Here is a 19,400-nt window from a genome sequence, read left to right as displayed (position 1 = left end):
GACCCCAAATCGGCTCCGGTGAGGAACGGGGAAGCTAGGTGGAAGCCCGCACGATGAGGCGGGCGACATCGGTCGGCTGTGGCGCGGGCGGTGCCGGATATCCCAGTTCGGTGAGGACAGCGGCGATCGCGGCATCGGCCACCGCGGCGGGGATGTACTCCACCGTCGTCAGCGGCGGATCACACAGCGCCCCCATGGGATTGGCGTCGATGCCGATCACGGCGAGGTCGTGCGGGCAGCGCAGACCCGCCTCCCGCAGACCGTGCAACACCAGACCCGCGATCTCGTCGCTCTGCGCGCAGACCGCGGTCACCCCGTCGCGCACCCACCTGGTGACCAGCTCGGCCGCACCGCTCGCGGTCACCTCGTCCACGGTGATCGGCGGCAGATCGTGCGCACGCGCGGCGTCGACGATTCCCTGGAGCCAATAGTCGCCGAGGGCACGCCATTTGGCGATATCGGTGCGTCCGAACGCGATCCTGCGATGTCCACGCGAGACCAGGTGGCCGACGCGCATCGCCCCGACGGTGAGCAGGGGATCGCCGAGCGCGGGCAGCAGCCCGATCTCGATCAGGGGAACCTTCGCGGCGCGCACCTTGCCTCGCGCGTCGCTGCTCAACGGGAACAGGCTCACCACCGCGATCGGATCGAGATTGTCGATCGCGTCGATGATGCGTTCGTAGTCCTCGGTCTCGAAGATCTGCACCTGGAGCAAACCGTACTGCGCGAGCGCGGCGGCCATCAGGCTGCCTGCCTGAATCGGCATGTCGCCCACCGCGACTCGCGGCAGGATCGACAGCACCACCCCGCTCTCGCCGCGCGCGAGATTTCGGGCGGCGACATTGGGGCGATAGCCGAGTTGTCCGGCGGCGCGGTAGACCGCCTCCCTGGTACGTGCGGAGATTCGTTTGCCCGCGGAGTTGTTCAGGACGTAGCTGACGGTCGCGGTCGACACGTTCGCCAGCCGGGCGACGTCGGCGTGGGTGGGCCGCGCACTTTTGCCGACACTCGTCGCGTCAGGATCGGGAGCGGCCATGCACTCATGATGGCACCGTCACCGGGGACCCGGTGTGTAGGGGCCGCCGTACGGCGTGGGAACGGTCAGCGGCCCCACCGGGGCCTGCTCGGCGGTCTGCAAGGGGTCGACGGGGGGTGGCGGGGGAACGGGGTCATCGGCCGGACGCGGAGCATTGCGAGCGCCGCGCGGCATGAGGGTGGGATCCGGATCGGTGCAGTCCGCGTGCAGGTAGGGCTGCGCGTAGTCGGGGACCGAGCCGGCCCGCCGCGGCAGGTTGTAGTCGCAGGCGTAGCGGGGGTAGATGCTGGCCAGTGCCCAGACACCGCCGTCGTGGAACGCCGAGGACACCGCGTCGAGGGCGGATCCGGCGCGCTGGCGGGGAAAGAAGAACTCCTCGAGGGCGGGAATCCGGGAGTAGGCGACCCGCGAGACGGTGACGAGATTGCCCAGCAACTGCACCATCGTCGGTGAGTTCTGCGCGAGGATGGTGTCGAGTTCGGTCAGCAGCGGTGGTGTCTGCGCCAGCAGTTGTTCGTAGCCGCCGGTCATCGACGCCATGCCGCCCGTCACCGCGGCGAGGTTCGCCGAGGTGTCCCGCAGGACGGTGCGCCCGTCGTGCAGGGTCGCCAGCACGACTCGGCTGTTGCGCAACAGGTTCACGGTGTTGGGCAGCACCGTGTCGAGCGTGGAGATGAGGAACGTGCCACCGTCGATGATGTCGGCCAGTTTGTCGGGCCCGGCCGGACCGACACCCAGTTCCCGCGAGATGGTCGCAAGCCGGTCGGGATCGATCTGGGCGAGGGTGCCGCTGAGGCTTTGCAGCATGTCCGCCATCGGCACGGGGGTGGCGGTGCGATCGGCGGTGACCAGCGCTCCGTCGGTCAGATACGGGCCGTCGTTGCTCGCGGGCAGGAAGTCGAGATACTGCTCGCCCGCCGCGGACAGGGCCGCCGCCCGCACCTGCCCCGACACCGAGATCCGCACATCCTCGTCGATGGCGGCGACCGCGATCACCTTCTGGTCGACCACCCGCACCGAGTCCACGCGCCCGACCCGCACGCCACGCAGGGTCACTTCCTGCCCCGGCAGCAGCCCGCCGGACTGGGTGAGTTCGACGCGTACCCGATACGGGTGATCGAGCGGATCGACGCCGAAGGTGGACAGGACCAGGTGCGAACAGGCACCGGTGAGGATGGCGAGCAGTCCGACCAGCGAGACCACGGACCGATGCCGGTGCGCGGCCCGGACGACCCCGACTAGCGCGCGGGCCGGTGTTTCCATCCGGCTCGGCCGGGGTGTCGTGGTCATCGTGGTGCTCCTGCCAGCCGGACGCCCAGCCGATCGATCATGTGCTGGAGCGAGCCGACGAAGGCGGTCCAGTCGGTGATGTCAGGGGCCCGGCCGCCGACACCGCCCGGATTCGCCGGGTCGGGAATCGCGAGCTGGGCGACATCGACCGCGACGTGCCCGTTGGGACCACTGATCATCTTGAGCACGATCTTGATCATCTCGTTCACCGAGTCGAGGTCGGCCTCCGGATTGAGGGCCGCGGCGTTGAGCCCGGCGGCCAACCGGTTGATGTTGGCGGCCATGCTCGTGGTGTTGGTGCCCGCGACACTGGGGAACCGCGCGAGCTGGGTGGCGATCGTATGGACGCGATCGACCAGGGTGACCAGGGAATCGGTGTTCTCGGCGAGGACCTCGACGGCCGGTCCGGCCGCGGCCACGGTGTCGGCGAGGGTGGACTGCTGGGCTGCCACCGTCGCGCTGAGATCGGCCGCGCCGTGCAGGACACCGTTGATCTGGTCGGTGCGATCGGAGAGGCCGTGCAACAGTGTTCGGGTCTCGTCGAGCAGTGCGGCGAGCCGGTCACCGCGGCCACCGACGTGCTCGCTGAGCGCGGCGACGACGGTGGTGAGGTACTGGATGGTGCCACCGTTGACCAGAAGCGATGCGCGAGTGAGCATTTCCTCGATCGTCGAGGCCGCCGAAGTCGACTCGAGCGTGATCGCGGCACCGTCGTCGAGTACCGCGCCGCCGGGCTCGACGACCGGCGGCGGCTTCATCGCCACGAAGACGTCGCCCATCGGGGTGGCCGACCGCAGCTGCGCCGAGGTGCCGACGGGCAACCGGACCGACGAGGTGATGCGCAGGGTCACCAGGGCGGTGTAGTCGCGGGCCGACATGGACTCGACCTGACCGATATCGGCGCCGTTGAGCGTCACTTTCGCCTTCATGGGCAGATTGAGCGCGTTGGAGAAGGTCGCGGTGAGGGTGTAGGTGTCGCCGCCGAGCCCCGGTGCGGGCAGCGGCAACTGGTCCAGTCCCACGGCACATCCGCTGGTGGACAGGGCGAGTGCGACGGCGACCGCGAGTCGCGGCGCGATCCGGGTGCGAGGTGTCATCGGCCGCTCTTTCCCGCGATGCCCGCCAGGATGGCGGTGATACCGAAATCCGGTCCCATATCGCGCATGGTTCCGGTCGCGCAGCCCTGGTTCTGCAGTTGGAGCAGGTTGCAGATCTCCTTGACCATCTGACCGTCGAGCAGCAGTCGGTTGATGTCCACCACGGCGCGCAGCGCGCGGACATTCGGGTCGACGGAGTTGTAGGCGTTGTCGACGACCATCGGGAACACATCGAGGAACTGGGCGAGGTTGTAGTCGTAGGCGGCCAGGGAACCGGTCACCGTGTTCGCGTTGGTGGCGAGACCGGCAATGGTGCCCTGGTGGCGTCGCAGCAGTTCGGTGACCTGGCCGATGATCCGGTTCAGCGCGGCGCCGGTCTCGCCGGAACCCAGCTGTTGTTCGGCCAGGAAATCGGTGAGTTGTGCGACGGCGCCGCCGAATTCGCGCAGCGTCCCGTCATTGCGCGCGGCTGCCGCGGTGAGCTCGTCGAGGTTGGTGACGACGGTGGTGATCGCGTCGCGGGTGGCGGCACCGTTGTCCTGGCCCTGTCGCAACGCCCGGGAGAGCTCGCCCAGGGCCGCCCGCATCTCGTCGCCGTTGCCCGTGGTCGCGGCGGACCCCAGATCGATCAGGTCGGCGACCGGTCCCGCGCCCTTGCCGTCACCGCCCAGCGAGGTTGACAACTTCTGTGCCATCGACAGCAAGGCATCGAACTCGACCGGCGACTTCGTGCGGGCGGTACCGAGCACCGCTCCCGAGGGCAGGGTGGGCCCGCCACGATAGACCGGGGTGAGTTCCACGTGACGGTCGGTGAGCAGCGAATCCGAGATCGTGACTGCCTGCACGTCCGCGGGTAGCTGAATCGCGCTGTCGATTCGCATCTCGACGACGACCTCGGTGCCGCGGGCCTCGATCCGGACGATCCGCCCGACCTTCATGCCGAGCACCGAGACCGGGTTGCCCTCGTAGAGGCCGTTGGCATTGGCGAATTCGGCGGTGATGACAGTGGTATCGGCCTGGGAACCGACCGAGCAACTGGTCAGGCAGGCGGCGGTCGCCGTGATCGCGGCGAGTTTCAGGGTGGAGATCAGGGCTTTCATCGACAGTCCTGGTGATAGGGGGCGCGGCCGTTCTCGACGGCGACGGCACTCAACGCGCACATCCACGAGTTGACGAAGGCGCCGTCGGGGGCGCTGGCATTGAGTTCGGCACCGGTACCGGTGGCGTTGGCGAACATGCGCCAGGGGACCGGGAGGATCTGCAGGATGTTGCGCAGCAGGTCGTCGTGGCCCGCCATCATCGCGGTCATGTCACGCAGGTCGGTCAGCAATTGTTCGACCTCGGCGTGGTCATCGACCACGATCGGCTCCAGCCGCGCGACCAGCGTGGTGATCGCGTCCAGTAGTCGACGTAGCGCGTCCTGACGGGCGATGATCTGGCGCAGCACCGTGCCGCCCTGACCGACCACCGAGGCGAGTTCGGCCTGCTGGGAACGGATCACGGTGCTGACCTGGTCGGTACTGGTGAGCAGCGTGCCGATTTGGTCGCGTCGGGTCGCGATGGTGGTCGACAGGGACCGGATATCGCGCAGGATGCCCGGCACCAGCGACGGCATGCCGTCGAGTCCGCGCGACAGCGAGGTCATCGACTCGGCGATCTTGTCGGCGTCGAGTTGGTCGAAGGTCGTGGTCGCGTCCTGCAGCGCGGTCTCGAGGTCGTAGGGAACGGTGGTCTGCGACAAAGGAATTCGATTGTCGCGCAATTGCCCGCTGCCCGACGAGCGCAGTTCGACATAGCGCGAACCGAGCAGCGTGGTGAGCTTGATCGCGGCCGCGGCATCGGCGCCGAGGGCGACCTCGTCGTCGACCGACAAGCTCACCTCGACGTGGTCGCCGGCGAGCCGGGTGCCGGTCACCGTGCCGACGGGAATGCCCGCCCAGGTCACCGGGTCACCGGCGGCGATTCCCGCGGCTTGCGCGAAATCGGCCCGCACCGTGCGGGTGCCGAGGTTCAGCGAATTGACCACGACCAGCACGAGCAGCGCCAGCACCACCGAGAGCACGGCGATGAGGCCGGTTCGCAGCGACTTGTCGGTGGCGATCGCGCCGGAACCTCGGCGCGTCGAGACGCGGGCGAGCAGTGGTGTCTTCATGGGTCCTACCTACAGATCGCGGAGTGCTGGGGCCGACCGGTCGGGGAGGCGCCGCCCAGAATCTGCGCGATCACCGGATCGATGCCGGGGATGATGCTGAAACTGATATCGCACACATAGGCGTTGACGAAAGCGCCCGCGTCGGTGGCCCGGATCATGGCCTGGAACAGCAACGGAATATTGAAGCCGAGGAAGGCGAAACGTTGGTTGCCGTCGACGAAGTGCCGCGCGAAGCCGGGTTCGCGGTTCATGAACTCCGCCAGCGACGGACTCGCGCCGTCGACCACCCCGGCGGCGTCGGCCACGACGGTGGAGATCCGCGCGGTCTGGTCCAGCAGCGTGTCGCGGCGGGATTCGAGCGCGTCGAAGATCTTGCGGGTCTGGGTGAACGTCGTCTGTAGTCCGGCGCTCTGCCCAGCCAGCGTGGTCATCACCGCCGACAGGTTGTCGATCAGGGTGCCCAGGATCTGGTCGGGCCCGGCGAAGGACTGGACCAGGGTCGCGGTCTCGGTGATCAGGGCGGCGACCGCGCCGTCGTCGCCCTGCAGGGCGCGGATCAGCGCGGAGGTCAGATTGTCGACGTCCGCCGGGTCGAGGGCGCTGAACAACGGCTGGAATCCGTTGAGCAGCCCCGACAGATCGAAACTCGGTTCGGTGCGCTCGAGGGGGATCCGCGCGCCGGGCGCCAGCGCCGTTGGGTCGCCGGATTCGGCCCTGCTCAACCCGAGATAGCGCTGTCCGATCAGATTCTGATAGGTGACCGAGGCGATGGTGTTGGCGTAGACGGGCTGATCTCGCTGAATCCGGAAGCCGACCTCGGCGTCGGGACCATGGATGCGGATGGAGTCCACCCGGCCGACCTGTACTCCGGCGACCCGGACGTCGTCGCCGACGCGCAGTCCCGAGACATCGCTGAACACCGCGGAATAGGCGTGCGTGTCACCGGTGACATCACGTTGCAGGGTCACGCGGACCATCCAGATCAGCAGGGCGGCGACGAGCAGGAAAGCGGTCAGTCCGGCGAGGTCGCGTGTCATTTTCACCGTGGTTCTCCGGTGGGTGGTTGGGCGGGCACTGTCAGGCCGAGCAATTCGGCCAGGCTCGCGGCTTCCCTTGGTAGACCGAGGCTTTCGGCCACAATGTCGCGCTGGGTGAGCGTGTTCACCGGCTGGTCGGCGGCGCCGATGACCGCCGGGCCCGCGGCGGGCCCGTTCGCGCAGCTCGCACCGGCCAGTTCGCCGTACCGTGGGCAGTCGGTCCGGGTGTACTGCTTGTGCGGGGTGAGCTCGACGATCACCTTGGCGGTGCCGCTCTGGGTCGCGGGTTGCCAGAAGTCGCGCGCGAACACCTGCGCGATCCGGGTCTGTGAGGTCGTCATCTGCACGAAATTGGCGCTGCCCGCGGCGAGTAGCTGCAGCACCGGGCCCAGTCTGGAGTTGAGGTCGATGACAGTGTCGGTCCGGTTGTTCAGCGCGGTGCCGACTGTCGTGGTGGTCGCGATACCGCCGGTGAGCAACTCGGACAGGCGGATTCGCTGCTCGGCGACGCTGAGCAGCGGAGTGACCGCGCTGTGGAGCGCGGCGAGCAGATCGGGAGCCGATTCCTGGAGTCCGAGTACCGCGTCGGAGAGCCCGGTGAGCAACGCGGTGTCGTCGGAGCCCGAGAGTTCGGCGTCGTAGGCCCGCACGATGCGCGCGAGCTGGGTGCCCGCTGCCAGCGCGTCCGCGCCGCGGCCGCGGGTCGCGCGTTCGACGGTTTCCAGGATCCCGACGGTGGGATCGGCGTCGGGGCGTCCCACCGCGTCGACGATTCGGCTCAACGCGGTGAGCGAGGTCTGCAACTGCACACTGGCGCGGCTGTGGTCCTCCGGTATCGACGCTCCGGCGCGCAGGGCGGGGCCCGGCCCGTTGTCGATGAGCTGGACCGAGGGCACCGCGAACACGTTGCTCGGGACGACCCGTGCTGTCACCGTCGCCGGGATGGTGGCCGCGTGCTCGGGCGTCAGCTCGATGCGCACCCGGTTGGGGTGGGCGCGGTCCGCGGCGACCACCTCCTGCACGCTGCCGACCAGGATGCCGCGATATTTGACGTCGGATCGTTTCGGCAACCCGTCGCCCACGTCGACCAGCATCGCGGTGACCTCGATCGTCTGCGCGAACGCGCCTTCGGATCGGGCGACCATCGCCGCGACGGTAGCGGCGACCACGGTCAGCGCGGCGATCCCGCGCACGAACAACTTGGTGTTACTCAGGTGCCGGTCATCGGACTCGAACACTATCGACATCGCGTTACCCACTGATCCTGGAGCCGGCGTCGAAACCCCACAGCGCCAACGTCATCAAAAGATTCACCGAGATCATCACCGTGATGCTGGCGCGCATCGCCCGCCCGGCCGCGACGCCGACTCCCTGCGGTCCGCCGCGCGCGTAGTAGCCGAAGTAGCACTGGATCGTGGTGGTGATGGTGACGAACACGATCGCCTTCAGCAGCGAGAACACGACGTCGGTGCCGCTGAGCACCAGGTCGAAGTAGTGGGCGTAGGTGCCGAAGGACTGTCCGCCGACGAGCCCGACGAACAGTTCGACGGCGAGGTAGTCCGCGGCCAGCGCGGCCAGGAACAGGGGGATCACCGCCACGATCGAGGCGATCAGCCGCGTCGAGACCAGGAAGGGCACCGGCCGGATCGCGATCGCGTCGAGGGCATCGATCTCCTCGGCGATCCGCATCGCGCCCAGCTGCGCGGTGAACCGGCACCCCGCCTGCGCGGCGAAGGCGATCGAGGCCATGATCGGGGCGAGTTCGCGCGTGGCCGCGGTCGCGGCGATCATGCCGGTCGCGGGCTCCATGCCGAGCAGTTTCAAGGCATTGAAGCCCTCGATGCCCACGATGCCGCCGGCGGCGGCGCCCAGGATGATCATCACCCCCGCCGTTCCGCCACCGACGATGAGCGAGCCGTTGCCCCAGGTCACATCGGACAGGATGCGCAGCGATTCGCGGCTGTAATGGCGCAGCGCCACCGGTATCGAGATCACCGCGCGCACGAAGAACGTGAACATGTGCCCGAACCGGATGACGCCGCGCCACGGCCCCGCCACCACGGCGAGCACGGCCCGCGCGCCGGGCGGGCGATACACGCTGGCCATCAGAGTGTCGTCCTCGGGAACAACATCGTGTAGATCTGGGTGAATCCGAGGTTGACCACCATCAGCACGACGATGGAGGCCACCACGGCGGCATTGACCGAATTCGCCACCCCACCCGGACCACCCCGGGTGTTGAGGCCCTTCTCGCACGCGATGACGACGACGATCACGCCGAACACCGCGGCCTTGACCATCGCCAGGTACAGATCACCCGAGGTCGCGAAGGAGGAGAAGGTCGCCATGTAGCTGCCCGGAGTCCCGTCCTGGACATAGACATTGAACAGGTAGCCGGCGAGAAACCCGACGAAACAGCTCACCGCGGTGAGCGCCATCGCGATCAGGATCCCGGCGGCCAGCCGCGGCACCACGAGCCTGCGCAGCACCGAGACCCCCATCACCTCCATGGCGTCGATCTCCTCGCGGATCTTGCGTGACCCGAGATCGGCGCACAGCGCCGAACCCACCGCCGCCGCCAGCAGAATCGCGGTGACCAGCGGCGCCGACTGGCGGATCACGGCCAGGCCACTCGCGGCGCCCGCCAGTGCGGTCGCCCCGACCTGTCCTGCCAGCAAACCGAATTGGATGGACAGGGTCGCGCTGATCGGCACGGCCACCGCCACCGTCGGCAGCAGCGAGGTCTTCACCATGAACATCGCCTGCCCGACGAATTCGTCGAAGGGAAAGCGCCGCCCCGCGATGTCGGTGACCAGGTACCGAAAGGCGTCCCGGCCGAGTTCGACCTGCCGTCCGACGGTCTGTAGCGAGGCGACCGGGTGTCGCCGGCTGTATTGCTTCGACCAATCTTTGATCTCGGTGACCGCTGATGCGCTGGGTTCCACTGCGAGCTCTCTTTCCGATATCGACGTCGCGTCAGCCCGGTGTGGGCGCGGCGAGTTCGCGAAGGGAGGCCAGGAACAGTTCGTCCATGCGCGGGCTCAGTTCGCTCAGGGTGGCCGCGCCGGCATGACCGACGGAGCCGAAGACGCGTTCGAGGGCGTCGGCGGGCGTGGTGGCGCCGATGGACAGGCACAGGCACGCCACGCCTTCGGCGCGCAGTTCCTCGAGCGCCTTCGCGGCGTCGGCCTCGGCGTAGCGGCCCTCGTAGCCGTCGTCGTAGGGGCAGCCGTCCGACAGCACCACCAACAGCCGATTCTGTGTTCCCGCTTCGTTTTTCAGAATCTCGCCCGCGCCCCGGATCCCTGCCCCGAGCCGGGTGTAGTTCGAGGGCGCGAGCTGATTGAGTCTGGCTCGACCGACAGCGCCGAAGCGCTGGTCGAAGGTCTTGATCGCCGGCAGGTACACCGCGTGGCGGCCCTCGGAGCGGAAGGCGTACACCGCGACGCGGTCACCGAGTTCTTCGAGCGTCACGGCCAGGGTGGCGGCCGCGCGCCGCTGGTGCTCGTGCACGGACAGGCCCTCCAGGTCGGCGTCGGTGGACGAGCCGGAGGCGTCGAGCAGGATCATGACGCCGAGATTGCGTTCGAGCCTGCGGTGTTCGAGGTACACGTTCTCCGGCCGCGAGTAGCCCGAACGCAGATCGACGAACAGGTCGATGAGCGCCTCGATATCGAGCTCGTCACCATCGGGTCGCCCGCGCAGCACCTTCGGGCCGAGCCCGACCCGAGCCAGCCGCCGCCGCAGCACATCGTCTTCCGGTACGCGCGCTGCCGCGATATCGGTGGGAGCGGTCAGCGGGAAATCGACGACTCGGCACCAATCCGGTTTGTACCGGTTGTTGAACACGTCCCACTCGGGATGGAGAGCGCCGCCGATTCCGGCGGCGGCGCCCGGCTTGTCGGTGTCGGTGAACACGATCCGGGTGGGCAGCGGCCGGGCGTTGGGGCCGACCATCCGCGCCCGCCGTACCGCGCTGACCGGTGCCTCGGTGCCGCCGGGCGAGTCACCGTCGGACCGCGAACTGCCCATGGCCTTGCGCAGGAATTCCATCGCCGACTTGCCGCTGAAGAGGGGATTCTCGAAGAGTTTGAGAATCTTGCTCTCCTCGGACTTCTCGACGCTGTCCTCGATCTCGTCATCGGCCTCGGGGATGTCGCTGAGGTCGAATTCCAGGCGCAGTTCGCGCTCGCTCGCTCGTCCGCCCGGGCCGGGATCCGAGGCCACCAACTGGGAGGGTTTGATGGCGCCGAACCAGGCGGGTGGCTCCTCGACCGGCGTTTTCCCCTTGGCTGCCGCGAGCGAATCTGCGGCAGTCGTGGTCGCGGGGGTACCGCAGAGCCCGACCTCGGTGGCGAGCGGAAGTCGTTGGGCGAGTTCGGTGAGGACGCGACGGCCCTCGAGAGCCAGATAGCGGCGAGCCGCCGTCGGACGCCCGCGCAAGGACCGCACCAACGCCGGATCCAGGCTCCCGGCGCCGAGCAGCGCGCTCTGTACGAGCACTTGGCGCCGCTGCTCGGCATCGGTCGCACCGCCCGACACGAACACGATCCGGCCGTTCGTATACGGGGTCCCGCCCGCCGGCAGCTCTGCGATACCCACAGACCTGCCGGCGAGATAGGTGGCCAGGAGCCTGAACCGCTCCGGCCCGTTCGGATCGTTGTCGATCATGGCCGTGGGAGGACGGCGTCGACGAGTTCGCCGAGGGCGGCGACGATATCCGCGTCATCCGAGAGCGCCTGCACCACAGCCGATTGCACGGCGGTACGCAGAGCCAACCCGCCCGCGACGAGGCCGCCGGCCAGGATGAGCATCCGGGTGGAGGACACCTCCCGCAGCGGTGAGTTGTCCAGGTTGCGGATGGCGCTGCCGACCGCGACCAGTGCCCGCGCGGTCTCGGCGTCGACCCCGGCTTCGTGGGCGATCACCTCGCGCTCGATCTCGGGCGGCGGGAAGCCGAGTTCGATCGCGACGAAGCGCTGCCGAGTCGACTCCTTGAGGTTCTTCAGCACGCTCTGATAGCCGGGGTTGTAGGAGATCACCAGCTGAAACCCAGGTGCCGCGGGCAAGGTCACGCCGAGTCGGTCGACCGGAAGTTCGCGGCGGTGATCGGCGAGCGGGTGGATCACCACGGTGGTGTCCTGGCGCGCCTCCACGACCTCGTCCAGATAGAAGATGGCGCCCGCACGCACCGCCCGCGTCAACGGCCCGTCCACCCAGACCGTTTCGCCGCCCTTGAGCAGGAAACGTCCGACCAGATCCGCCGAGGTCATGTCCTCGTGTCCGGCGACGGTGATCAGTTCGCGGCCGAGTTCGGCGGCCATGGTTTCCACGAAGCGCGTTTTTCCGCAGCCCGTGGGGCCCTTGAGGAGAAGTGGGAGGCCGCCTACGGCCGCCGCCCGGAAGACCTCGACCTCGTCGCCGACCGCCCGATAGAACGGTGCACGCGGAACATCGAGTACAGCGCTGGATCGATTGGTCATGTCAGTTTCCTTTGTCGGTGTCGGCGAAGGGAATGATCTTCGGCAATTCCGCACCGTCCGGCAGGATGAGTTTCCCGGTCGAATCTATGTAGCCGCTGTTGCGGAAGGGGACCGGCAGATCGGGATGCGGGCAGAGCCGGTCGGTGCCTTCACCACAGATGCCCATGTTGAAGTACGAGCGCTTCTGGATGTCCTCGGGCCAGGGATCGGTGTGCAGGGCGAAGAACTGCGCGGGCAGGTTGTAGCCCACGAAGAAGAAGGTGCTGACCGCCGCGAAGATCGCCAGAAAACGCGTGAACTGTTGTTTGACGAATCCGCCCTGGATCTGGTCCAGGCCACGCTCGACGATGGTCCGTCCGCGGTCGTCGGTGAAATAGCGCAGCGAGCAGAGGCCTGCCTGAACGCCGCCCCACATGAGCCCCTCGTACAGCGGCCACTGGTAATAGGTGCCGGCATTGATCGACCATGCCTGGAGTGCGCCGGGGTAGGTGAAAAGGCCCATCGGCATCAGGAACAGACCTTCGATGACGAGATCGAAGAAGAATGTCCAGACGAGCAGCACACCGATCAGCGCACCGGTGCTGATATTCGGGAAGCGCTGCTTGGCCTTTCGCATCACCCAGCAGCCGAGAATCGTGCAGAGCAGCACGCCGTAGGAATAGCCCGGTGCGTTCATCAGGATCGGCTCGGCCATCATGGCGCCCGGTTCGCCATAGGATTGCCAGCCCGGTACGTCCTGTACCCACGAGCCCCTGTTGAACATCCAGGTGTTGTAGGTACTCCACGTATTGAAGTAGTTGAGCAGGGGGTCCTGGAAGAACATCAGGCCGCAGGCCACGAACAGCATGCCGTCGAGCGTTATTCGCCGCTCACGCAGCCATGGCCGGATGATGAAGAAATACGCGCCGACCGGCAGGCCGAGCAGGATCACCGCGGTCCAGACGGTGAGAATCACCTTCATGAAAGTCGGCGGATCGCTCGGTCCGGTGGGGACGCGTTCGAAATTGGGTCCGGTGATCCAGCGCAGCCACACGTATATCTGGAGGGCGAGGATCAACCCGCCGAGGGTTGCCCAGATTTTCACCGCTTTGCTGGTGCCCTGAACTTTTGCGCCGAGGGCGGCCACGTTGCTGAGTGGCTCGGTGACGGTGGTTCCCTTTTTCGGCTCCGACGGTCCGCTCACAGCGCACCTCCTCGATGAATTGTGGTGGTCCGATGTGCGTCGATACGCTCGAAATTCGGAATGGAATCGGCGATGGCCGTGGAAGTCGATGGGGGAGTCATCGATCACGCTCCTGAAGTATCTGTACAACCTGAAATATACCACTGAGAATCTCAGATACTGAGGAGTTTCTTGGATTCGTGCCATAATCGTTGACATGGCTGAGCGGTGGACCAGGGATCGGAGACTCGAGCGCACCAGGGGGCTGCTCCTGGAGGCCGCCGAAGAAGTATTTGCCGAAAAGGGTTTCGCGGCGGCGACACTCGACGACATCGCCCATGCCGCCGGCTACACCAAGGGCGCGATCTACAAGCACTTCGCCACCAAGGAAGAACTTTTCCTGGGGGTGAACGATCGGTACATGCAGCGTTACTTCGATACCTTCACCGAGGTATTGGCGGCGGCGTCGAAGGTGGGAGCCGAAGAGCTGGACCGAGTCGGCGAGCTGTGGCGTCGGCTCGGCGCCGATCGCGGCACCGAGCACGCCGCGCTGGGGATGGAATTCACCCTGTATCTGCTGCGTAACCCCGAGGTCAGGGAACGGGTCGCCGCCCGGCGGGAAGAGACGGTGGAAGCCTTGGGGCAGTTCATCATCGAGAATCTGGACCGGCTGGGAGCGACGTCGCTGATTCCGCCGATGACGATGGCGAGGGTGCTCATCCACACGACGCCCTCCGTTGTGCTGGGCACCGAACTCGACAGCGTCGACCTCTACGGACCGATCCTCGAGATGTACATGTCCGCGATCAAGCTGCCCTGATCGCGAATCCCGGCCCCGGTCGCTCATGAGCTGCGGATCCCGCTCGGCGGGGCCATGGCTCGAGGGGAGAGGGTATTCGCCTGCGGCAGTGCGGAATTCGCCGGGGGGCGCATCGAGAGTGACACGGTGTCGAGGTAGCCCTCGAGGCCCTCGGCGCCGAACTCGCGGCCGATGCCGCTGTTCTTGACGCCGCCGAAAGGCGCCACGGGATCCATGCTGTAGGGCTCGTTGATGCCGACGGTGCCCGCGCGCACCCGGCGCGCGATCGCCGTGGCGCGTTCGATATCGGGTGACCACACCGAGCCCGAGAGCCCGTACTCGCTGTCGTTGGCGAGATGCAACGCGTGTTCGTCGTCGGCGTAGGCGATCACGCTCAGGACGGGACCGAAGATCTCCTCCTGTGCGATCCGCATGGAATTGTCCACGTCGGCGAACAAGGTGGGCCGGACGTACCAACCACGCTCGATGCCCTCGGGCAGGTCGCTGCCGCCGACGAGTAGGCGGGCTCCTTCGCGCTGCCCCAGGTCGATGTAGTCCCGAACGCGCTGCTGTTGACGGTGCGAGACCATCGGGCCGACTCGGGTCGCTGGATCGAACGGGTCACCGACGGTGAGGTTTTCGATCACACTCACCAACGCGTCGACGAATTCGTCGCGGCGATGCTGCGGGACGAGGACTCGGGTCTGGGCGACGCAGGCCTGGCCGCTGTTCATCAGCCCGGCCACCATCATGCCGGTGGCCACGGCAGAGGGATCGGCGTCATCGAGCACCACTGCGGCTGATTTGCCGCCGAGTTCGAGGCTGACCTTGCGCAGTGCCGCGCCGCAGACCTCGGCGACTTGTCTACCCGCCCCGGTGGATCCGGTGAACGAGACCTTGTCTACGCCCGGGTGCGCGACCAGGTGCCGGCCGACTTCCCGCCCGGCGGGCAGGATGCTGACCACCCCTGGTGGCAACCCGACCTGATCGAGCAGTTCGGCCATGTGATGCGCGTCCAACGCCGTCTCCGGCGACGGTTTGAGCACCACCGTGCACCCGGCGAGCAGTGCGGGGATCAGCTTGCCCACCATCAAGAACATCGGCATGTTCCAGGGAATGATCGCGGCCACGACCCCGACGGGTTCGTGGCCCACGACCACGTCCCGGCCGAGGAACCCGGCTCTGGTGTCGCGCCATCGGTAGGCGGCCGCGATGTCGGCGAAAGCGCTCATCATGATCCCGGGCAGCTTGGCGTGCGCCGAGCGCGAGAAGGTGATCGGCGCACCCATTTCGGTGGTGATCAGCTGCGCGAGTTCGTCTTCGCGGGCGCGGTAGCACCGCACCAGCTCGCGGATGATCGCCACGCGCTCGTGCGGATCCGTGCGGGGCCACGGTCCGGTGTCGAACGCCGCGCGCGCGGCCGCGACCGCGCGATCGACATCGGCGGTCGTCGGGTCGGCGACCCGGGCGATGACCTGCTCGGTGTGCGGCGAGATCACCTCGACCGTCTGGTCGGTGGCTGGGTCGACCCAGCGACCGCCGATGTAGAGCTGCTGACGTGGCGACATTGCTACCTCGGATCTGATGCGCGTATTCGGACTGCGGTCGAACGGTTTTCGCTGATCAGGGCTTCTTGTGGACCCGGCCGTCCTTCATCACGAACCGAACGTCCTCGATGGTCGTGATGTCGGCGGTGGGGTCCCCGGGTACGGCGATGATGTCGGCCAGCAGCCCGGGTGCCAGCCGCCCTCGGTCGTCGACACCGATGAGTTCGGCGCTGGTGATCGTCGCCGCGCGCAGTGCCTGCGCCGGTGTCATGCCGCGGTCGACCAGCGCCCACAGTTCTTTGGCGTTGTGGCCGTGCGGAACCGCGGGCGCGTCGGTGCCGCAGGCGATCTTGACGCCGGCGCGGATGGCCTTGCGCAGGGTCTCGCGCGCCCGTGGGAAGACCTCGGCGGCCTTCTTCTGGAGCGCGGGTGCGGCTTTGGAGACATCGAGCCCTTCAGAGAGGTAGCTCGTCGGCACCAGGAAGGCGCCCTGCTCGACCATCAGCGCGATGGTGTCGTCCTCGGCGAGGGAGCCGTGCTCGATGCAGTCGACCCCGGCGCGCAGGCAGGCGCGGATGCCCGCGTCGCCGTGGGCGTGCGCGGCCACGTGCACCCCGGCCCGATGCGCCTCGTCGACGATCGCGGCCAGTTCCTCGTCGGAGTACTGCTGCGCTCCGGCGACGGTGCCGTGCGACATCACCCCGCCCGATGCCGAGATCTTGATGACCTCGGCGCCGTATTTGATCTGGTAGCGCACGGATTCGCGGACCTGCGGCACGCCGTTGGCGCGGCCCTCCTCCACGGTGATCGGCATGATGTGCGGGGCCAGACGCTGAAACATCGTCGGATCGAGGTGACCGCCGGTCGGGGTGATGGCGTGCCCGGCCGACACGATGCGCGGGCCCTCCAGCCAGCCCTGTTCGATCGCGCGGTGCAGATCCACATCCAGTAGATAGCCGCCGGTCTTCACCATCAGGCCGAGGTTGCGGACGGTGGTGAATCCGGCGTGCAGGGTGACGCGGGCGTTCACCGAGGCCCGCAGTGTCCGATAGACCGGATCGTCCTGCACACCGTGCATCGGGTTGGGCAATCCCGAGGGATTGTCGGGCCCGCCGATGAGCAGGTTGACCTCCATGTCCATCAATCCGGGCAGCAGCGTGAGCGCACCGAGATCGATGACCTGCGCGTGGGCGGGCACCTCGACCGGGTTGATCGCGGTGATCCGGTTGTCGTCCACGACGATCACCGCCGGCGTGTGCCGCTGCCCGGTCTCGACGTCGACCCAGGCCGCGGCCCGCAACACGATGGAGCTGCTCATAGCGCGGGCTCGATCACGCAGGTCAACGACGCTGTCCCGGTGTCCGGGATGCGCGGCTGTCGCCACACCTCGATGGGAAACGACACCTGGATCATCGAATACAGCAGGTACATCAGGTTTTTGGCGTCCTCGGGCATGTCGTCGATCGAGAACTTGTCGCAGTAGGTGAGCGCGTCCTCGGCCCGTGCGGCGATCGCGTCGTAGAACCGCTGCATATCGGGCATCGTGGAGCCCAAGCGCTGATCGTAGCGTTGGGTTTCGTCAGCCAGACACCATTTCTCGGCGAACTGCTCGAGATCGCCGAATTCGATCGGCAGTAGCTGCGCGCTCATCGCTTGGCCTCCGTACGTTCGCGCTGATAGTCGCCGACCCAGTCCGCGGCGACCTTGTGCAGGTGCCGGAGCAGGATCTCCTGGTCGTTGAGCTGGAATGTCGTCACCGCGCGCGACTCGAGCATGAGCTGGGTCGCTTCCAGCGTCGAAGAGTCCTGCAGCCCATATTCTTTGAAGGTGACCGCCGCCATTTCGCGGGCGACGCGATCGCGGGGGGTACGGGCGGGGGTGAAGTACAGGTTGCCCTCGAAAATGTGAGTGTTGTGCGAGGTCGGCCAGTACTGGTAGGTGAGATACCAGCCGCCGGACCAGATGAGAATCGTGAAATTCGGCCACAGCTGGAACGAATCCAGCCCCCATGGGTCACAGCCCGCGGGGTTGAGCCCGGCCGGCATCGCACCGAGATCGGGCACGTCCCAGGGGCCGAACAGGCCACTGCGGGTGATGTCCTCCATCGGTTTACGCATCGACGCGTCGAGTTCCCAGGTCACCACCCCGGAGGTGCTGACCAGCCGGTGCGGCCCGTCGAGCTGGTAGTGCGGTGCTTCGAATCCCGCCTGCTGGGCGGCCACGGAGAAATTGTCGGGCGTCTGCTTTCCGTGCAGAATCGGCGCGTGGTAGAACTCCTGGAACGCGTCCAGGTAGAGCTTCCAATTGGCGCCGACCTCGGCCTTGTAGGAATAGCGTTCGGTCAGCTGGTCGAACGGGTATCCCTCGAGACCGGTCACCATCGGGCCCAGGAACTCCCGCAGTGTCTGACGTGGTTGCGCGGCAAGATTGACGAAGATGAACCCCGACCAGACCTCGCAGTGCACGCGCGCGAGTCCGAGGCTGTCCTTGTCCAGGTCGAAGAACTCGCTCTCCTGCTGCACGAAGGTCAGCGCGCCGTCGAGGCCGTAGCGCCAGCCGTGGTATTTGCAGGTGAACTGGCGGCAGGTGCCGGAGGTCTCCTCGCGGGGAAACTCGTTCCACACCAGCTTGTTTCCGCGATGCCGGCAGATATTGTGAAAGGCGTTGACACTGCCGTCGCGATCGCGGACCAGGATGATCGAGGAGTGCGCGGCGTGGATTTCCTTGGTGAAATAGCTGCCGGTGCGTGGCAGCTGTTCGATGCGACCGACATTGAGCCAGGCGCGTTTGAAGATCGCGTCGCGCTCGAGTTCGAAGAACTCCGGCGAGATCGAGTCCTCGTAGGACATCGGCGCGGTGCCGAGTTCGGGGTAGTGCTGGGTCCAGCTACCCTCTGCGGGCTTGGGCCAACGAGCCATGATGTACTCCTGAAAAGCGGAATCGGTGGACTATTCGATCGGTTCTTCACCGAGCACCGTGGTGCGCAACATCTCTCGCGCGGAACCCGACGGGTAGGGCGCGGCGCGGTGGATGACACCGCGGTTGTCCCAGATCACCGTGTCCCCGACCGCCCAGGTGTGGCGGTAGACGCGGTCGGGTGCGGTGCAGCGGCTCAGCAGTCCGTCGAGCAGGGCCCTGCTCTCGTCGGCGGGCATCCCGACGACGTGATCGGTCGACGCGCCGAGAACCAGCGAGCGCCGTCCCGATTTGTGCGTCCAGATCAGCGGGTGTTCCTTGATCGGACGTCGGCGCCATGCCACCAGTTGTTCGGGCGTCGGGTCCGCGTTCACCCCGCGCTGCGACGCCTCGAGCGAATGCACCACGCGCAAGGACCGCAGCGACGTCTGTTCCTCGGTGGTCAAGTCGTCGAAAGCCTTGTAGGTACTGGCGAATTCGGTCTCACCGCCGGTGGCGGCGACGGCCTTGGCGGTGAGCACGGTCGCCATCTGCGGGTACGCGTCGTCTTCGGGCGTGCAGCCGTCGATATGCCAGTCGAAGGTCGCGCGCAGGTAGCTCGCCGACGAGTTCTTGGTGGTGTCGAGGCTGACCCGATAGATGCCCTCCACCGGGTGGTGCCCGGGTGAGGTGTCCACCTGTCCGAGCGTGCGGCAGAACGCCACCTGGGTTTCGGGGTCCAGATGCAGGTCCCGGAAGACCAGCACTCCGTTCTCCTCGAGGGCCGACATCACGGTCGCGGCGACGCTGCTGTCGCTGAGCAATTGCTCGCGCCGAATGCCGATGACCTCGGCTCCGACGGCCTGGCCGAGTTTCTCGATGGTAATCGTCATGGTGGAGTT

18 protein-coding genes are annotated in these 19,400 nt (G+C 67.1%); 1 reads left to right on the top strand and 17 read right to left on the bottom strand.

What is annotated here, in order from left to right; all coding sequences use genetic code 11:
• Positions 1 to 34: 34 nt before the first annotated feature.
• From ACWFRF_RS19400 to ACWFRF_RS19345, 12 genes are read right to left on the bottom strand one after another with little or no spacing between them, the layout of a single operon-like run.
• On the bottom strand, positions 35 to 1,036 hold the full coding sequence (locus tag ACWFRF_RS19400; RefSeq protein WP_452451338.1) for a LacI family DNA-binding transcriptional regulator: 1,002 nt from the start codon (positions 1,034 to 1,036) through the stop codon (positions 35 to 37).
• Positions 1,037 to 1,054: 18 nt separating this feature from the next.
• Positions 1,055 to 2,326, bottom strand: a complete 1,272-nt coding sequence (locus ACWFRF_RS19395; protein ID WP_452451336.1) for an MlaD family protein — start codon at positions 2,324 to 2,326, stop codon at positions 1,055 to 1,057.
• Positions 2,323 to 3,423, bottom strand: coding sequence for an MlaD family protein (locus tag ACWFRF_RS19390; RefSeq protein WP_452451334.1), 1,101 nt, complete (start codon positions 3,421 to 3,423; stop codon positions 2,323 to 2,325). Before ACWFRF_RS19390 ends, ACWFRF_RS19395 begins: the two co-directional genes overlap by 4 nt.
• The gene (locus ACWFRF_RS19385; RefSeq protein ID WP_452451332.1) at positions 3,420 to 4,523 is read right to left on the bottom strand and encodes an MCE family protein; all 1,104 of its coding nucleotides are present in this window, start codon (positions 4,521 to 4,523) and stop codon (positions 3,420 to 3,422) included. Before ACWFRF_RS19385 ends, ACWFRF_RS19390 begins: the two co-directional genes overlap by 4 nt.
• Positions 4,520 to 5,575, bottom strand: coding sequence for an MCE family protein (locus tag ACWFRF_RS19380; RefSeq protein ID WP_452451331.1), 1,056 nt, complete (start codon positions 5,573 to 5,575; stop codon positions 4,520 to 4,522). Before ACWFRF_RS19380 ends, ACWFRF_RS19385 begins: the two co-directional genes overlap by 4 nt.
• 5 nt (positions 5,576 to 5,580) lie before the next feature.
• On the bottom strand, positions 5,581 to 6,612 hold the full coding sequence (locus ACWFRF_RS19375; RefSeq protein WP_452451329.1) for an MCE family protein: 1,032 nt from the start codon (positions 6,610 to 6,612) through the stop codon (positions 5,581 to 5,583).
• 2 nt (positions 6,613 to 6,614) lie between these two features.
• Positions 6,615 to 7,859, bottom strand: coding sequence for an MCE family protein (locus ACWFRF_RS19370; RefSeq protein WP_452451327.1), 1,245 nt, complete (start codon positions 7,857 to 7,859; stop codon positions 6,615 to 6,617).
• Between the two features lie 4 nt (positions 7,860 to 7,863).
• On the bottom strand, positions 7,864 to 8,718 hold the full coding sequence (locus tag ACWFRF_RS19365; RefSeq protein WP_452451325.1) for an ABC transporter permease: 855 nt from the start codon (positions 8,716 to 8,718) through the stop codon (positions 7,864 to 7,866).
• Positions 8,718 to 9,557, bottom strand: coding sequence for an MlaE family ABC transporter permease (locus ACWFRF_RS19360; RefSeq protein WP_379314699.1), 840 nt, complete (start codon positions 9,555 to 9,557; stop codon positions 8,718 to 8,720). The genes ACWFRF_RS19365 and ACWFRF_RS19360 overlap by 1 nt, the downstream gene beginning before the upstream one ends.
• Positions 9,558 to 9,588: 31 nt before the next feature.
• On the bottom strand, positions 9,589 to 11,283 hold the full coding sequence (locus ACWFRF_RS19355) for a VWA domain-containing protein (protein WP_452451324.1): 1,695 nt from the start codon (positions 11,281 to 11,283) through the stop codon (positions 9,589 to 9,591).
• Positions 11,280 to 12,095: an AAA family ATPase gene (locus ACWFRF_RS19350; protein ID WP_452451322.1), complete on the bottom strand. Its 816-nt coding sequence runs from the start codon at positions 12,093 to 12,095 to the stop codon at positions 11,280 to 11,282. Before ACWFRF_RS19350 ends, ACWFRF_RS19355 begins: the two co-directional genes overlap by 4 nt.
• Position 12,096: 1 nt before the next feature.
• Positions 12,097 to 13,278, bottom strand: coding sequence for a spirocyclase AveC family protein (locus tag ACWFRF_RS19345; RefSeq protein ID WP_452451320.1), 1,182 nt, complete (start codon positions 13,276 to 13,278; stop codon positions 12,097 to 12,099).
• 196 nt (positions 13,279 to 13,474) lie between these two features.
• On the opposite strand from ACWFRF_RS19345, the gene ACWFRF_RS19340 reads away from it, so the two are divergent.
• On the top strand, positions 13,475 to 14,077 hold the full coding sequence (locus ACWFRF_RS19340) for a TetR/AcrR family transcriptional regulator (RefSeq protein WP_379297529.1): 603 nt from the start codon (positions 13,475 to 13,477) through the stop codon (positions 14,075 to 14,077).
• A 23-nt stretch (positions 14,078 to 14,100) separates the two neighbouring features.
• Here ACWFRF_RS19340 and ACWFRF_RS19335 read toward each other — a convergent pair whose 3' ends face one another.
• Genes ACWFRF_RS19335 through ACWFRF_RS19315 form a run of 5 tightly spaced genes read right to left on the bottom strand, consistent with a single transcriptional unit; the run spans position 14,101 to position 19,391 of the window.
• Positions 14,101 to 15,624 (bottom strand): aldehyde dehydrogenase, encoded by a 1,524-nt coding sequence (locus ACWFRF_RS19335; protein ID WP_452451319.1) that lies wholly within the window; start codon positions 15,622 to 15,624, stop codon positions 14,101 to 14,103.
• A gap of 55 nt (positions 15,625 to 15,679) precedes the next feature.
• Positions 15,680 to 16,921, bottom strand: a complete 1,242-nt coding sequence (locus ACWFRF_RS19330) for an amidohydrolase family protein (protein WP_452451318.1) — start codon at positions 16,919 to 16,921, stop codon at positions 15,680 to 15,682.
• Complete coding sequence (locus tag ACWFRF_RS19325; protein ID WP_452451317.1) at positions 16,918 to 17,253, bottom strand: hypothetical protein; 336 nt, start codon at positions 17,251 to 17,253, stop codon at positions 16,918 to 16,920. The genes ACWFRF_RS19330 and ACWFRF_RS19325 overlap by 4 nt, the downstream gene beginning before the upstream one ends.
• The gene (locus tag ACWFRF_RS19320) at positions 17,250 to 18,521 is read right to left on the bottom strand and encodes an aromatic ring-hydroxylating oxygenase subunit alpha (protein ID WP_452451315.1); all 1,272 of its coding nucleotides are present in this window, start codon (positions 18,519 to 18,521) and stop codon (positions 17,250 to 17,252) included. The genes ACWFRF_RS19325 and ACWFRF_RS19320 overlap by 4 nt, the downstream gene beginning before the upstream one ends.
• A gap of 30 nt (positions 18,522 to 18,551) precedes the next feature.
• Positions 18,552 to 19,391 (bottom strand): TauD/TfdA dioxygenase family protein, encoded by an 840-nt coding sequence (locus ACWFRF_RS19315; RefSeq protein ID WP_452451313.1) that lies wholly within the window; start codon positions 19,389 to 19,391, stop codon positions 18,552 to 18,554.
• Positions 19,392 to 19,400: the final 9 nt, after the last annotated feature.

The organism is Nocardia sp. NPDC055165 (assembly GCF_053606985.1).
Note: the sequence above shows the minus strand (reverse complement) of the source record. Positions and strands in the feature narration are given on the sequence as shown.